Origin of the sequence: Erwinia sp. BNK-24-b, assembly GCF_047456155.1 — a bacterium.
GTDB classification, from domain to species: domain Bacteria; phylum Pseudomonadota; class Gammaproteobacteria; order Enterobacterales; family Enterobacteriaceae; genus Erwinia; species Erwinia phyllosphaerae.
Genome location: NZ_CP179901.1, coordinates 1,153,221 through 1,168,980, shown reverse-complemented (window position 1 = coordinate 1,168,980; position 15,760 = coordinate 1,153,221). Strand labels below are relative to the sequence as shown.

Genomic DNA, 15,760 nt, shown 5'->3' with positions numbered 1-15,760 from the left:
TAAACTAAAGAGTTTCGTGAAGTTTGTAGAAATAATCAAAAGCCACAACGATAAAATGGTAACGAATGAACTAATAAAGTAAAATACCGGTGTGTTGGCCACTTTTTGAGATTAGCAATATGAGTAAAAAAAACACTGATATAAGTAGATTTTTAAGCTATGTATTGCGTCATCATCCAGAAGCTATTGGATTATCACTTGACCAAAATGGATGGGCAGTTATAACTGATCTAATTCTTTGTGCAAAAAAAGAAGGTTACATACTTGAAAAAAGTATTATTCTAGCGATAGTCACCAATAGTGATAAAAAAAGATTTACTATTTCAACTGATGGCTTGCATATTCGTGCTGCTCAGGGTCATTCAACGCAACAGGTTAAGATAACTTATAAAGAAAACATCCCTCCTGATATTTTATATCATGGAACAGCCGCGCGCTTTATATCTGAAATCAGGAAGAAAGGCCTGCTTCCTATGTCACGACAGTATGTACATCTTTCTCCTAATGAAGTTACGGCAATTCAGGTAGGACAACGTCATGGAAAACCGATGATATTAATTATAAAAGCCCTGAATATGTATGAACAGGGCTTTAAATTTTTTCAGGCTGAAAATGGCGTCTGGTTAACTGAAACCATTCCTTACCAGTTTATTCAAGAATAATTACATATCGTCTTCAACTCGCTCAGCTTTGTTACGATTTGATTCAAGACGCGCTATTTTTAGCCATTCAGTAAAGTTATCAGTGTGTCCTCTGTCTTCCCAGCCAGCAGACGCAAAAGCATGAACATAGTAAACTTTTGGATCACCTGATGTATCTTCACCATCAAAACATACAATATCATCTGAGTAGCGCCAATTGGCAAAAGGAATTAATTTTCTGTCAGGATAAAGCTCTCTGACTTTCTCACACCAAAAGTCAACATAGTTTGAGGAACTGCAAAACAGCCACCACGGCTCGATATCCTCTAACTCTGAATGAGATATATAATTAATAAAGCTGTCAGGAAAAGAAAACCCTGAGTATAAATATTTTTGATAAGCCATATATCTATCAATCATTTATTTACCCTTGCCAGTTATTCTTGGTGACTCGGATGATCCATAAGGGTTATTTTTACTAAACCCCGCGCTTTGGTTGTTAATCCTTCCTGTTATCGCCTCTCCCCACGTTGTAGAAGAACCAAAACGACCAGAGTCAATCATATCTTTTGGTAACAAATCGCTGAAGTTTCTGACACTAGCTTCTACTTTAATGCCAGCATCTCTTGCTGCATTTATCCTGGTATTATCCATGCTTGTCATATTGCCATCCGGCATTTTTACAACATCAACCGGATCACCTTTCCAGCCATCTTTTTTCATACTGGAAACAAGATCATCGTAAGTGTATTTCACACCTGTACCTCGATCAGTCTTATTGTAAGAAACAGTATTCTGCGAAAATCGAATTTCGTTAGCATCAAATGAGAAATTATTTCCTGTCGGTTTAACTGTGATTGACTCATTGACTTCTTTTTTCCCTACCCCAGCCGCTATTCCCGCGGCACTCGTTCCAGCCGCCTGAGCCAGCGAACTCATCGCAAGTTGCTTCGCTTCAGGTGAATCACCAGACATCAATGCATTATGAATCGCTGCATTTCTGTCTGCCTCAAGCTGGATTGTAGTCACCTGAAGAATAGAAAGTTCGTTCTGTTCTTCTGGGCTTAAGCCACCATTGTCACGAGCTTTTTTCAGCAACTCATTGGTACGGTTAGCATAATCAGCCTGCAATTTGCCAACTTCATTCGCTTTATCGACACAAACCCGAGCACCAGAACAGTTCACAACGCTTTCATGCTGCTCAGCATTTAATTTCTTATATTTATCAACGACAGCATTACAGGCATTACCCTGGCACTCCGTCATTTCTTTGGCACGTTCCTGGTTTTGCTTCACGCTCAGCGCATTATTCTCAACAGCATTTTTTCCAGCCTGTGCACCCGCCATTGCGCCAGCCGTACTGTCTCCGGCAATTCCGCCCGCAAGGCCAGCCGCCAGCGTGCTCAGCTCGCTGATATATTGCTTCTGCGTCTCATTCAGTTTATCGCGGCTGACTCCCGGATAAAGCTGCTGTGCAATATACTCACCTGTCGTGGCGCCTGCTGCACCTGCCAGCGCTGAATTTCCCTGAACCTGCGCGACCACTGCGCCCAGCACCGCGTGTGCTATCAGGTTAGCAGGCTCGTTAACCACCTCTTTGCCGTCTGGCCCGGTTGTTGTGGTTTCTTTATGGATCAACTCTGCCAGGTAAGGGGCTGACGCTCCTGCAATCGCACCCTGTACATTGCCTGCCAGTAAACCCTGTACTGCCGCCGTTGCTGCCTGCATACCCTGCTGAATAGCGCTGCCGGTACCGAACTGTTTTTGCGTAGTTTGATAACTTTCAGAATTGACTAGTGCATCATTGTAAGTTTTCCAGTCTTCTTTTGTAGCTTTTTCTCCCGGCTCCTGCACTCCCTTCTTTGCCAGCTCGGCTTTGCCTGCACTGGTTGCACGAATGCTACCCTCAGTGCGCGCAATATCCATAGCCTGCCCCGCGATTTCGCCTACCAGCTGCGCGGTCTGCAATCGCTTCTGCTCTTTTTCCTTGTCAAAAATTGGGCTGATGCTGCCGTTTGCACCGGCGACATCGTGGCTGAGCTGACTGATATCCTGCTGCTGGCCATTTTGATTGCGTACGGTGACCATTCCATCGGAAACGGCAGCTCTTGTCGTGCCTTCTGCATGACCGCTACTGCCCAGACCACTAAGCAGAGTGGAAGCCATATTACTTAGCATCTGGCTGCCAACTGGCGCACCAGTGCTGAAACTGCCTCCCAGATGCTGTACTTTATAGTCGGCACGATTATCAATATCGTTGAAACCCAGCGTGCCGGTATCCAGACGGTTTTTATCCGCTGTGGCCGTGGAACCAATAACCGCGCCATTTAATTGCGTATGGTTGCCAACGGTAATGTCGAAGCCGTTCTGGCCGCCATAAATTCCGGTTTGCTCAATAACCGAATCGTAATTGCTTTTCATTTTGTCGCGGTTGGCGCTTAGATAAGCCGAGCCGCTCATTGAGCCAAAGGTAAAGCTGCCGCCCGCGCTGACGCTGGTTTGTTGCGAGTTGTAGCTGTTGCTGTCCTGCAGGCTGTTTAAGGTAAGATTGCGGCCTACCTCTGCCACAACTTTACTGCCGCTCGCCTGCGCGCCGCTCAGCGTGGTGTCGCGGCCACTGTTCAGCGTTAGCTGACGGCCTGCATCCAGCGTGGTTTCATTTTGCGTGACGCCATTCCCTTTCTCTCTGCCATTACTGCTGTTAATACTGGCAGAAACGCTGATCCCCCAGCCACCTGAACCGGCACCAACCCCGAGTCCCAACGTGCCGCCTTTACTCTCATTTTTACCGGTAGTGAGCGCCGTATCCTGTGAAGAAAGTAGTGTGATATCGCGCGCTGCATTCAGCGTCATATCCTGCCCCGCCTTTAACTGGCTGCCAGCAAGGGTGATATCACCGCTTTGCGCATCTGCTTTCGCGCCCGTTGCAGCAATACTCAGGTTATTGCCTGCGTTTAACGTGCTTCCGCTGGCGTGATCCTGCTCGCTGTGGCTGGTCGATTTTGAAGACTGAGAGCCGTAAGTTGCGCTAATACCAATGGTGTTATTGTTAGACGGATCCTTGCCTTTAGCGGCGTCCATACGCAAGGCCTGCGAAGCCTGAACGCCGGAGAGCGTCGCCTTTGTAGCCTGAAGCGCGGCCAGGCGACCATCGCTTTGTTTAGCGGCAGCCTGCGCGGTAGAAACCGCCCCGTTAATGGCGCTGCCTACTGCGCCGGAAAGCGCTACCGTCAACCCGCTGGACTTCTGCTCAAAAGACTGGTCGCTGGTACGTTTGTCATGGCCCGGATCGATGGTCACGCTGTCGCCGGTCAGCGTCATGTTTTTCCCTGCAATCAGGTCGGAGCCGCCCACATGCGCCTGTCCACCGGCCGTCACGGTAAGGTTACCGCCGGTGCTGCCTACGGTGCTGGCGCTCTGGCTCTGGGTGGTGCCCTTTTCCCTCAGTTCCTGATGCGTGCTGCTGCTGCCGATAGTAAAGCCGATACCGCCGCTGCTCATCAGCCCGCTTTTCTTTTTCTCGCTCAGCTGCCAGCTGGCATCCGTGTTGGTCGCGGCCACGATATCGACGTTGTTACCCGCTTTCAGCGTGACGTCATTATCGCCGACCACCGAAGAACCTTTGACCAGCAGATTATTGCCCGCGTTTAACGTCACGCCGTTACCGCTCAGCAGGGTGCCTTTTTCTGCCGTGTCGCTGCTTTCTTTAATGGTGTGCGTGGTGGTTTTTTTCAGGAAACCGCCTTTAGATTTGGTTTCCTCTTTGTAGCTGTAATCGCTTTCGGTCGCGGTGCCCAGGTTAAGGTCACGGCCCGCATTAACCGCCACATCCTGCGTGGCCGTCACCTGCGCCGCCTGGCTGTTGACATCCCTTCCGGCTGTGATTGCCGTATTTCCGCCGCTGGCGATTTCGGTTCCCTGCTGGCGTACGGACTCGTTGATTTCTGTCTTTTTACCTCCTTTATTGCTGCTGCCGGAGGTGGTCTGCGCGGCCTGAAGATTTACGTCGCGTCCGGCTTCAAGCGTCACATCCCGGTCAGCCACCAGCCCTGCGGCCTGGCTGTTTACGTCGCGGCCCGCCGCCAGCGTCAGATCGCCGCCGCTGGTCAGGGTAGTGCGATCAACACCGCTGGAATGGCTTTCCCGCTTGCCCTGCACGTCGTTCTGCCCGGTGGCGGCGCTGTTCAGGTTAAGATCGTTACCAGCGGCCAGCGCAGCATTTTTGCCTGCGCTGATATTGCTGGCGGTGACGTCAAGATCGCGACCCGCCTGCATGACCAGATTGCCACCCACGCTGATGTTACTGCCCTGATTAGTGGTTGTAGTAGTGCTGGTGGCGTCAATCTTACGCCAGCCAGTTTTAAACCCGGACTGCGCGTTGCCGCTGGTCAGCTGATTGCTGGTGACCGCAATATCGTTCCATGCGTTCATCAGCAGGTCGCCGCCGGCTTTTACGCTGGCGCCGGTAACAGTGATATTGTTACCCGCCGCCAGGCTGAGGGAATCCAGCGCAGCAATATTAGCCACCGGCCCGCTTAAAGTGTCGGTGAAAGATTTGCTACCGCCGCGGCCGTTGCCCACATTCAGCGTCAGTTGTTGAGTGGCGGTGAGGTTATTGATATCGCCGGTTACGCTTTCCAGCGCCACGGTTTTACCACTGATGGTGGACCCGACGTTGTTGATATCGCCGAGTGCGCTCAGCTTTAAATTGCCACCGGCCTCCATCAGGCCTGCGCTCAGGTTGCCGATCTGGTTATCGCTGTCCAGTGCCAGATCGTTTTTGGCGATGATACTGCTGCCGCTGTTGGTAAGATTACCCGCCTTCAGCGAAACATTATTACCGGCTATGACGCTGCCGCTTTGCAGGCTGACATCTTTCGGCGAGAGATAGAGCTTCGGCACCATTACCGTTTCGCCGTTTACCGTACTCGCTTCCCACCAGAGAATGCTTTTATCCAGCGCGGCCAGCTGGTCGGCAGAGAGGGAGACGCCAAACTGCAGGCCCAGCGACTGCTGCGCGGCAGCGGCGTTGTCCATCAGATAGCGCATCTGGTCGAGCTCTGAACCGACGCCATTCAGGTAGCGGCTGCCCGTCTGGTTAAGCACCACGTTGCTGACGTAGCGGGTATCAAATGCCGCATCGCCAAGAAAACGATAGTCCTGATCGGGTTTCAGATTTAACCGGTCCATGAGATAGGACGAACCCAGGAAGGCGTTTACGTCGGTGTACTGCGTGCGCGTCTCCTGCGCCGCGTTACCAGGATGTTTATTCAACAGCGCGTTGAGATCGCCGAACAGGCTTTGATCGAGCTGTCCCAGCCCGTTAAGTTTGGGGTTAATGGTGATCAGGTACGGGCTTTTGCTGTCGCGGGACGTAATGAAATAACCGTTGTCACCGGAAGGCAGTGGATAAGCGCTGGTGTCAACTTTTGTGGGAGTAGTGTGTGGCAATGAAGCGGGCGTAAGATTGCCCTTTACCAGATTACCCGCATGACCCAATGCAGCCAGGCCCTGTTGTGCACCTGACAGTTTCGTCAGAGGCGCTTCACCCGGTTTTGTCCCATCCAGCGCCACGCCAGCATTTACCTGCTGTAACGCATTCTGTAACTGCTCCCGCCATGCAGGCGAGTTTACAGCGACCTGACTGCTGCCTTCCAGGGTCTGGCGCTGCGTCGTACCTGCCTGGTTCAGCGCGGCTAATCCAGCGACGGCAGGTGCGGTCAGGGTATTGCCGGTCCACCCGGCATTCGCAGTGGTGGAGGTATTGCTGACATCACCGCTGAAACTGGCATTGACGTTGCCGCCAGCCTGAATCACTGAACGATAAAGTTCGCCAGGTGTAAAATCTGACTCATGACCAACTAGTTCAAAATAAATCGTATCGACTTTAGGTTTAGTAGGCACCTTAATGCTGGAAGATATAGTTGCTAAAGTGGGTGCATTTTCACTGTTCTTTAAAGCGTACTTATAAACCAGGTTTTCAACTTTTTTCCCTGCCTGCCAGCTCTGATTATTAAGCTGAGAACCCAGGAGCGAAATATCTTGATTTGCAAGAATGTTGCTGGCCTGGTTGTCGAGTGAATCTGCATGGATAGTCAGGTTGTTACCGGCTGATATACGCCCGGCGCTCCCATTCGCAACGACACTGACATCCGTTTGCGAAGTAGCAAACTTTTGAGTTACGTAATCGGCGAGAGGCGCATAGTAGTAGCTTGTAACTTTCTTGTAACTACAGGCACCATGACCATTACATGGACCTGTCTGATGTATACCTGTTCTTGAGTAATAACCCCAGGTTCCATCCGCCATTTGCGTATGGGGCACATCAATTGAAGCGTTACCTACCCCCGAGACAGTACTGATTTGCTTTGTGCTCTCTTGAACCTGAAGCCCATCACGCGTGTTCAGCAAATGCTCTGTATTAACCGTAATATCGCCGTTCTGCGTTTCGACGGTGCCGGAAGTATTGATCACCTCGCTGCTGGCATTGCCTGCTGCGTCGCGCTGCATCCACAGGCTGTTACCTGCCAGCATATCGGCGCGCTGATTACGGATGCTGTTGGCATAGAGATAGAGATTATTGCCCGCGTACAGCAGCGCGTTATTAACGATGCTGCCCGGCGCGCTGAGCAGCAGGCTGCCGCGGGTGCCGGTAAAACCGTCGAGAATGATATCGCTGCGGCTGTTGAGGTTAACGTTGCCGCCGCCCTGCAGGGTACCGTTGCCGTTCATGGCGATGCGGTTGCCGCTCAGGCTGCTGTCGCCGGAGCCGGTGGTGAGCTGCCCGTTATTGGTAAAATCGCCGCCCGCGCTGAGCGTCAGCGCCTGGCCTTGCATCGTGCCCTGATTATCAAGGGTGCCGTTGCTGCTGATGCTCAGACGGTTACCGGCGGCAATCACATCGCGTCCGGTAAAGCTGTTGTTCAGTGCCAGCGTGGCATCACCGAGCGCCACCACCTGACCGGTTTGCTCAAAACCATCGCTGTGCAGCAGCAGGTCGCCGCCGCTGAATAATCTGCCCGGTGCCTGCTGGTTCACCTGCGAAGCGGTGATATTAAGCTGATTAGTGCCCAGCAGCGTGCCGCGGTTGGTCAGCTGCTGATAATTTACCGCCAGCTTGCCGCCCTGGGTGGTGCCCTGATTGGTAAAGTCGTTACCGGTTAGTGTGCCCTGCCCGTTGGCAAGCAGCGTACCCGCGTTATTACTGTTGGTGGCGTTCAGGGTCAGCTGCGTCGCCTGCAGCCACCCGCTGTTAACCAGCTGTGGCGTGGTCAGCGTCAGCTCGCCGCCGGAAAGCAGCCTACCCGCATTACTGGCAATGCCAGTGGCGCGCAGGTTGCTGGTGCCGCCGCCCTGGATCAGCCCGTAGTTGTAAAGTTCCGGCGTGGTCAGCGTCAGCGTGTTTTGCGTCAGCAGGGATCCGCTACCGCTGTTGGTCAGGCGTCCGCTGGCAGTGACCAGCAGGTTATTGTCGCCCTGCAGGCGGCCGTTGTTGTCAATCGCGTCGCTGGCGATCTCCAGCGCGCCACCCTGTATACGCCCTGCGTTATTTACCGAAGCCGAGCGCAGGGTAAGCTTGCCCGCGCTCAGCAAGGTTTTATCCTGCTGCTGGGTCAACGCGCCGGTAAGGGTGACCACCAGCGCGTCAACGCCGCCGATCTCGCCGTTGTTATTGAGCGTGCCGCCGTTCAGCGTCAGATTTTTTGCGATCCACTGACCCTGCGCGGCGAGGTTTGACGCCTGTAGCACAGCGGCCCCCCCGGCGGAGATTTTACTGCTCGCCCCGGAATCAAGCCGGTCGCCAAGCAGGAGCTGCATGCCATCGGCACTCTGAATAGCGCCGTTATTGTTCAGCCGCTGCGCATTCAGCAGGATCTGCTGCGCCTGCCAGCTACCGTTGTTGGTCACCGTATCGCTGCTAACGGTCAGCGTACCCTGCGTTAACAGCGAGCCGCCGCCATTATTGGTCAGCGTGCGGGCCGGTGCGGCCAGCGCACGCAGCATCATGCGGCCCGCAGCCTGGGGCAGCACGCTCAATGTCAGCGCCTGTAAACCGATCAGGCTGCCCTGATTGATAACGGTGGCGGGCGTAATCATCAGGGTGCTGCCCTGCACACTACCGCTGTTGTTCAGCGTGTTACCGGTCAGAGCCATCGCCTGTTCACTCAGCAGCGAACCCGTATTGTTTAGCGTCTGCGCGCCCATGCGAGCGCCGCCGTGGCTGAGCAGTTCACCATTGTTAGTCAGCTCGCCGTTAACATTCACCTGCAGATCGCTGTTGCCGAGCAGCGATCCCTGATGCTGCCAGCTATCGGCGTTTACCGTCGCCTGCGCGCCTTGCAGAGTGCCCGCCGTGGTCAGCTGCCCGGCATTGAGCAGCAGCGTGCCGCCGCTCAGGGTTTTGCTGCCCGCCGCGGTAGCCAGCGTGTCCGCCTGCGCATCCAGCGATCCGCTGCCCTGCAGCAGGCCGCCGTTGCCAAGCGTGGTAGCGCGCAGAAGCAGGCCGTCTGCACTGATTTTGCCGCCGTTGGTCAGGCTGTCGGCGTGCAGTTTAGCGTCGCCGCTGCTGAGCATAATACCGTTATTGTTCAGCTCTCCGTGCGTGGTGCCGTCCAGCGTGGTGCTGCTGAGCGTGCCGCGGTTGGCCAGCGTATCAAACACAAAGCCCAGCTTTGCCGCCTGCCAGTTGCCTTCATTGCTGGCGTTATTGCCCTGTAACGTCAGCACGTCACCACTGAGCAGCGTGCCGCTGGCAAGGTTATCAAGCGTCCCGAAGCGTGCGCTCAACGCCGCATCGCCCTGCAACAGGCCGCGGTTTTGCAGAACGTCGCCGGCAGCGGTCATTTGTACGGCCGCCAGCGTACCACGGTTATCCAGCGTTGCTGCGGTCAGGTCGGCCTGCTGCTGCGCAATGATGCGTGCATCCTGACCGTTAGTTAGCGTACCGCCGAGTCGGGCAGAGAGCGTACCGGCGCTGACCTGGCCATTGTTGATAAAATCGTGGCCGTCAATCGTCAGCGCATCGGCAACCTGCAGCAGGCCGTTGTTCTTCAGACTTTCCGGGGCCAGCATCAGCGAACCGCCACTGAGCAGGCTGCCGCCGGCTTGGTTGAAAATCTGCGCGCTGTCGACAGTAAGCGTACTGTTACCCTGTAATAAACCACCGTTGGTCAGCTGCGGCGCGTGCAGGCTGAGGCGATCGGCTGCCAGCGTGCCGCTGTTCAGCAGCGCACCGGCCCGTAAATCCATCGCCTTTTCACTCAGCAAGCTGCCGCTGTTGTTCAGCTCATCACTCACCTCTGCGTTAAGCAGCGATGCGGCGGAGACAGAACCAGAGTTTTGCCAGCGCTGCGCCGTCAGCGTCAGGCTGTCTGCCTGCATGCTGCCCTGGTTATCCAGCGCGTTGCCGTAAACGGTCAGCTCGCTGCCGCTGAGCAACTGGCCGCTGCTCTGGTTGGTGACGTCGCCATCGGTCAGTGCCAGCGATGCCGCGCCCTGAATCAGGCCGCTGTTGTTCAGGTCACCCTGTAGCCTCAACACGCTGGCCATCAGCTGGCCCTGATTATCGGTACGATCGCTCTGCAGGGCGATCGCCTGCTGGCCCAATATATTGCCGCTGTTATTCAGGTGCCCGGCCCGCAGCTGCGCGTCATTCTCGCTGAGCGCATTACCGCTGTTCTGCCATGTATCCGCCTGAACCTGCAGCCGCTGGCCCTGCAACAGCCCGTGGTTAGTGAGATCGGTAGCGATCAGATCGAGCAGGCCCGCGCTGAGCAGCGTGCCGTTGTTGTCGAGACCAGCACCGCGAGTTGTGAGGCTGTTACTGCCCTGCAGCGTCCCGCCATTAGTCATCTGTGCGGCGTCGACCGTTAAATCGCCGGCCGCAATCTGCCCCTGATTATCAAGCTGCTGCAGGCGCAGCTGTAACGTGGTATCGGTCAGCAGCAGCCCGCCTTGCAGATTGCTCAGGCGATTATGGCTGGCACTCAGGCTGGCAGCATTAATCTCTCCGGCATTGACCAGCCTGTCGCCGCTCAGCGTGAGCCCGGCGGCACTGTGAATCAGCCCACTGTTATTCAGTTCCGGCAGGTTAAGCGAAAAGCTGGTATCAGAACTCAGCGTGCCGCCGGCGAGATTATTAACCTGGTTGCCGCTCAGCACCAGGCTGCGGCTGCCCTGTAACAGGCCGCCGTTGTCGATCTGCGTGCCGGTAAGCTGTAAATCAGGAGCGGAGAAAGTCCCCTGATTGCTGAGATAATTGCCGCTGATGGACAATCGGTTAGCGCTCGTGATCGACCCCTCTCGGGTATTGTCCAGCCGATCGACCTCTGCCCTTGTCAGCGCGCCGCCAAGCAGCTCACCGCGGTTGGTGATGGAACGGGCTTTAATCTGCAGGCTGTCAGCGACCAGCCTGCCGCCGTTGGCTACCGCATCGGCATTCAGGGTCTGCGCTACTTTTGCACCGAGCATGCCGCTGTTCTGCGCCTGCTGCGCGGTTACAGCGAGGTTATTGCCCGCCATCAGTTGCCCGGCGTTATCGAGCCGGTTTTTTGCGCCAAGCTGAATATCCGCGCCCGCGTTGCCGCTGCTGGACTGGTCCAGCGCCATATCGGCACCGCTGATCCGGATATCCCGGCCCGCGGTCATGCTGACGCCACTGACGCTGAGGTTATCTTTCGCGGTGACCGCCAGCGCGCCGTCGCTGACCAGCGCGCCGTTACGCAGCGCCACGGCCTGGTCAGACTGCACCGTGATATCACCGGCGGCTTTGTGATCGCCGGTCAGCGTCACGCCCTCACCTTTGATGTTGACCGCGCCGCTGGTCAGGCTGTTATTCAGCGTGAGCCTGCCGCCGGCATCCAGCACCATATCACCCTGTCGCGCATTCAGATTTCCCAGGTTAACCCCAACGCCCTTCTCGCTGGACACCAGATGAATGCGATTCGCGTACATACCGCCCAGCGCGCCGGTATCCACCGAGACCGCGGGTGCTGCACCTTCGCCCGCAATCGGCGTGACGGAACCGTCCTGGCCGACACGGTTTGCGCCCGTCGTCACCGACAGGTCTTTAGCATAAATGCCCGCGTTAATTTCAGTAGCGCGTGCCACAATCGATACCGCATCCGCGCTGCTGCCGTCCAGCCCCTGTCCTTCAACGATGACCGAGCCTTTGCTGACTTCCAGCGCGGCGAGATTGCCGTTTGCATCCAGCTGCGGTTTGCCGGTGGTCAGCGTGACGCCTGGCGTGTTAATAAAGCCGCAGCCGTTACAGGTAATGCCGTACGGGTTGGCAACCATCACGTTAGCGGCGTTGCCTCCTACCTCGGTATAGCCCTGCAGCTGTGACCGGTTAGCGCCGACAACTTCATTGATGATGGTCCGGGCTTCCTGTCCCGCCTTCAGGTTAGGGTTATTCTGGATAAGTCCACCCAGCTGCGTCTGCGTCAGCCGCCCGGTAGCATTATTCAGGATGAGCCCTTCCTTACCCACGTTGTACTGCTGGTACTGGTTGTGCGAGACGCCCGCCTGGTTTGGCGTGGCAATATTCACCACGGGCACGCCGTTACCCGCCGCATCCAGCTTCGTGCCGGGCGTAACCGGCGTAATCTCAGCGGCAACCGCTGGCAGTATCGGCTGTACGGCCACCAGGCAGCAGATGACATAGCTCAGGGCGCGGCGGATAAAGGAAACAGGCTGACGATCGTCCATAATTTTGCTCTTTTAGAAAACCAGCCCGATGCGGGCGTAAATGCTGACGTGATCCGGCTGGAAATGGCCGGGATAGCTAAGCGGAATACCCAGGGTATAGGAGGTATAAAAATGACGGTTACGGGTATTCAGCCCGACCGCGCTGCCCCAGAGGGTGCCGGTGGCATCACGGTTAAGCGCGTCGCTTTTCAGCCAGCCGCCATCGACAGCGGCCACCGCGCTGACCTCGCCCATTACCGGGAGCGTGAACAGGCTGTAATCAAGCTCGTTGCGCAGATAGCCGCCGGTGTCGCCGGACAGATACTGCTCCTTAAAGCCGCGTACGGAACTTTCGCCACCCAGCGTCAGGCGCTCGCTGCCGTACAGGCGGTCCGGGGACCACTGGCCGTAAACGCTGCTCAGCCACCACAGCGAGCGGGTCAGCGGGCGCTGAAAGCTGCCGCTGACGCTCCATTTGCGAAACTGTGCTTTGGGCAGGTCGCCACTTTTGCCGGCGTCGCTTTCTGCATCGAGCCACGGCATGCCGCGACTGAACGTTGGGCTTAAGGTGGCCACGCCGCCCGCGATTTTCTGCGTATGGTTAATGCCGGCCTGCAGGCTGGTCATTTTGCGGCTGCTGCTCTGTAACAGCGTGCTGTTAAGGTAGTTGTGGCTGGAATAATGGTTCAGGCCAAGCTGCACGCCGGTTTTGACGTTGCCGTTGCGAAACAGTACCCACGAGCCATTGAGACGGTGCGCGACGTTGTCGCCGTTGCTGAGCCAGGTGAAGCCGTTGTTAACGAAGCTGCTGTGGTAGGTGCTGCGGCTATAGCTGTAATCCAGCAGGCCATAGCCCCAGGGAACGCTGACGCCCGCCTGCACATTTTTCGCATCGCGCCACGTGTCGAACGCGCTGCTGCGCCCGCCGCTGACAAACCAGCGGTCGGCCAGACCCAGCAGATTATTCCCGGTCAGTGAACCGTTGACCTGTCCGGTGCCCGTACTTTTTTGTCCGCTGTTATCCATTCCCAGCGAGACGCTAAGGGGGAATTCCGGTTTCGCGGTCAGGTTTATTACCGAATAACCCGGCTTTACTGAAGGTTGAATATCAATCTGCACCGGCGTGCTGCGCACGCGGTTAATTTGCTCCATGCCCTGCTCAATATCGCGCAGGTTGAGAATTTTTCCTTCCAGTCCGGGAAAGACCATGTGCAATATACGCGGCTGCTTTCCCTCCAGGCGAATTGCCTCTAATTTCCCTTCCAGCACCGGAATGATCAGTTCGCCCTGCGACAGGTCCTGCTCCGTTAAAAATGCCCGGCTGGTAATATAGCCGCGCTGCATATACCAGTCGGAAATGCTGTGTACCAGCGCGTTAATTTCCGTTAAGTTAAGGCAGCGATGAATATAGGGTGCGGATACAGCACGCTGCTGTTCCGCCGACATCAGCGAGGCATGGCGAACCGTAATCCGGTTTATCTGAAAGCACTGTGCAGATTGTCCGTAATCTTTAGCAGGTGCGCTCTGTGGCGTGGCGGCATGCCATAACGCGTCACGTTGCTGTTGGTCCTGCTGCAGACGCTCCTGCTGTTGATTCTGAATAAAGTCGCGGTCGCCCGGTGATAAGGGTGCCGCGACGGCGTTGCCCGCTATTATTCCGACGCAGAGCGCCAGCAGCTTCCATGAATTTGCCATTTTAAGACTTAAATAAAATTGATTGTAAGGATTGTGTAAATTTCGGAAAGCAGAATACCACCTTAACAATCGGAAAGTTCCTGGTGGAAGCGAAAAACGATGATTTTCCAGAAAAATGAGTTAGTCAGATATATAATAAAACCTTAAGCCAAATTAAAGGTAACGCATAGTTAAGAAGGTTTTATTCAGGCTAAAGAAAAAGTTAGAACGGAAAATTTCAATAAGAAAATTAGTAGCGTTACGTTTTTTAAGCCGGGGCACCCGCCATGCTCTCTTATGAGCCAGTTTTTTTCTCTGTGATAGCACTGGCTTCTCTCCTGTTTTGTACTTCCACCTTAAAAATATTAAAAAAGATCCCGGCTTTTAATTTGCGATATCTCCTTCCATGAAGAGCCATGCTAATTTCAGAGGTTAACTATTAATCAATAAATATTAAATAACTCCGCAATACTCAGGCAATGAATAAACGTCACGGCCATACCGAACATATGCTGATAGCCAGAAAGTGCCAGCGCAATAAAATTTCTGCGATACATTTCAGATTAAAGCTCTTAAAAGCAGATAATTACCTGCTCTGAAGAGGATAGTGATACCCGGAGGAAACAATCAACAGGCATGCGCGTCCGCTGGTTCCGATCGGTATTTATCGTCACCAGGAGCACTGATCTTTTATCAGGATTCCCATTGTCATACTTAAGTGTATATTGACCATGGGGTTCTCCCCACGGGCAAGACTACACGCAGGAATAAAAATGAAAAAAGTCATAGCAATCCTTTTGGTATCAGCTTTAGGCATTATGTCAGCTTCAGTTTTTGCATGTCCAAAAGGCCAGCATCCGCATGGCGGAACCGGCTCTCATCATAAAGGAGGCTACTGTTCTTTTGATTAAATCAGGCCGTACGGGCATGGATGCCCGAAACAAAACCGCAAGGGCCGCCTTATTTATGATCCCTGTGATATAACGTCCACTCCTCTACTCTCTCGCCGGAAGGAAGCGTACAAAAGCCGCTTTTCCCTTTTTCCGTATCAATAATATCCACTTTACCGCCCTGCTCTACACAATAAACCGACGCCGGATTTTTCATTGCCAGCTTCGCAGGCTTATCCGTTTTAACCGCACAGCCTGTGGCCATTAAGATGCAAATAGCCAGTGTCATTTTGTTCATAAGGTCTCCGGTTCAGAGGGCTCCGATTGCATCAGGCCGTCCCGTAAAGAAAACTAAAAGCGCTCTCGCAAAAGCTTAACGCATTGAACTTCAACAACGGTTCTCTAAAATAGAAACGAATTTTCCAGGATTGGGAATATACTGGCAACTGCCGTCCCGGCTGGCCATTACTCGCCCGGCTATTACGACAAGGAATGCTCCATGCGACCAGCAACCTTTACCTTACGGCTTACCCGTAACGTTAGTCAGTTTTTGCTGCCCGATCTTCGTGCCTTACTGCCGCCGGAAAGCGTGCAGTTTTTTTCCAATGAGCTGGACGAAGAGTGGCACTACACGCTGCTCTGTATGCAAAGCGAGACCAGCTGTTCGCTGGCGGTTTCTGCGATACTGATCTGGCATCAGCTAAAAAGAATCAGCGTGATGCGCTACAGCTCACCTTCACAACAGCTGGATGTTTCCGGTTACGCCTCGGCGGAGCTCTACGCACTACTCAGAGCGCCAGACGCCGTTCTTTATCTTTCGTAATTTGCCCGCCGCAAGGATTTGAGGGCGTTTTCTTACGGTATTCC

At 54.4% G+C, this 15,760-nt stretch carries 7 protein-coding genes; 3 read left to right on the top strand and 4 right to left on the bottom strand.

What is annotated here, in order from left to right; translation table 11 throughout:
- Positions 1-119: 119 nt before the first annotated feature.
- Positions 120-662, top strand: a complete 543-nt coding sequence (locus ACMGGR_RS05410; protein WP_414148339.1) for an RNA 2'-phosphotransferase — start codon at positions 120-122, stop codon at positions 660-662.
- Here the strand turns inward: ACMGGR_RS05410 and ACMGGR_RS05405 are convergent, their stop codons facing one another.
- From ACMGGR_RS05405 to ACMGGR_RS05395, 3 genes are read right to left on the bottom strand one after another with little or no spacing between them, the layout of a single operon-like run.
- Entirely contained in the window at positions 663-1,061 is a 399-nt protein-coding gene (locus ACMGGR_RS05405; RefSeq protein WP_414148338.1) for an SMI1/KNR4 family protein, read from the bottom strand.
- Positions 1,062-12,350 (bottom strand): hemagglutinin repeat-containing protein, encoded by an 11,289-nt coding sequence (locus ACMGGR_RS05400; RefSeq protein ID WP_414148337.1) that lies wholly within the window; start codon positions 12,348-12,350, stop codon positions 1,062-1,064. It lies immediately after the preceding gene.
- 12 nt (positions 12,351-12,362) lie between these two features.
- Positions 12,363-14,024, bottom strand: coding sequence for a ShlB/FhaC/HecB family hemolysin secretion/activation protein (locus ACMGGR_RS05395; RefSeq protein ID WP_414148336.1), 1,662 nt, complete (start codon positions 14,022-14,024; stop codon positions 12,363-12,365).
- Between the two features lie 752 nt (positions 14,025-14,776).
- Here ACMGGR_RS05395 and ACMGGR_RS05390 point away from each other — a divergent pair.
- Positions 14,777-14,914, top strand: a complete 138-nt coding sequence (locus ACMGGR_RS05390; protein ID WP_246762089.1) for a hypothetical protein — start codon at positions 14,777-14,779, stop codon at positions 14,912-14,914.
- A gap of 49 nt (positions 14,915-14,963) precedes the next feature.
- Here ACMGGR_RS05390 and ACMGGR_RS05385 read toward each other — a convergent pair whose 3' ends face one another.
- Positions 14,964-15,191, bottom strand: a complete 228-nt coding sequence (locus ACMGGR_RS05385) for a DUF333 domain-containing protein (RefSeq protein ID WP_414148335.1) — start codon at positions 15,189-15,191, stop codon at positions 14,964-14,966.
- A 201-nt stretch (positions 15,192-15,392) separates the two neighbouring features.
- On the opposite strand from ACMGGR_RS05385, the gene ACMGGR_RS05380 reads away from it, so the two are divergent.
- Positions 15,393-15,716 carry a hypothetical protein gene (locus ACMGGR_RS05380; RefSeq protein WP_246762093.1) on the top strand — a complete coding sequence of 108 codons (324 nt, stop codon included), beginning with the start codon at positions 15,393-15,395 and terminating at the stop codon, positions 15,714-15,716.
- The last annotated feature ends 44 nt before the right edge of the window (positions 15,717-15,760 follow it).

Excerpts from the sequence above, each read along its gene's own strand:
- ACMGGR_RS05410 (WP_414148339.1), top strand. The coding sequence starts at position 120 with ATGAGTAAAAAAAACACTGATATAAGTAGATTTTTAAGCTATGTATTG.
- ACMGGR_RS05405 (WP_414148338.1), bottom strand. The coding sequence starts at position 1,061 with ATGATTGATAGATATATGGCTTATCAAAAATATTTATACTCAGGGTTT.
- ACMGGR_RS05400 (WP_414148337.1), bottom strand. The coding sequence starts at position 12,350 with ATGGACGATCGTCAGCCTGTTTCCTTTATCCGCCGCGCCCTGAGCTAT.
- ACMGGR_RS05395 (WP_414148336.1), bottom strand. The coding sequence starts at position 14,024 with ATGGCAAATTCATGGAAGCTGCTGGCGCTCTGCGTCGGAATAATAGCG.
- ACMGGR_RS05390 (WP_246762089.1), top strand. The coding sequence starts at position 14,777 with ATGAAAAAAGTCATAGCAATCCTTTTGGTATCAGCTTTAGGCATTATG.
- ACMGGR_RS05385 (WP_414148335.1), bottom strand. The coding sequence starts at position 15,191 with ATGAACAAAATGACACTGGCTATTTGCATCTTAATGGCCACAGGCTGT.
- ACMGGR_RS05380 (WP_246762093.1), top strand. The coding sequence starts at position 15,393 with ATGCGACCAGCAACCTTTACCTTACGGCTTACCCGTAACGTTAGTCAG.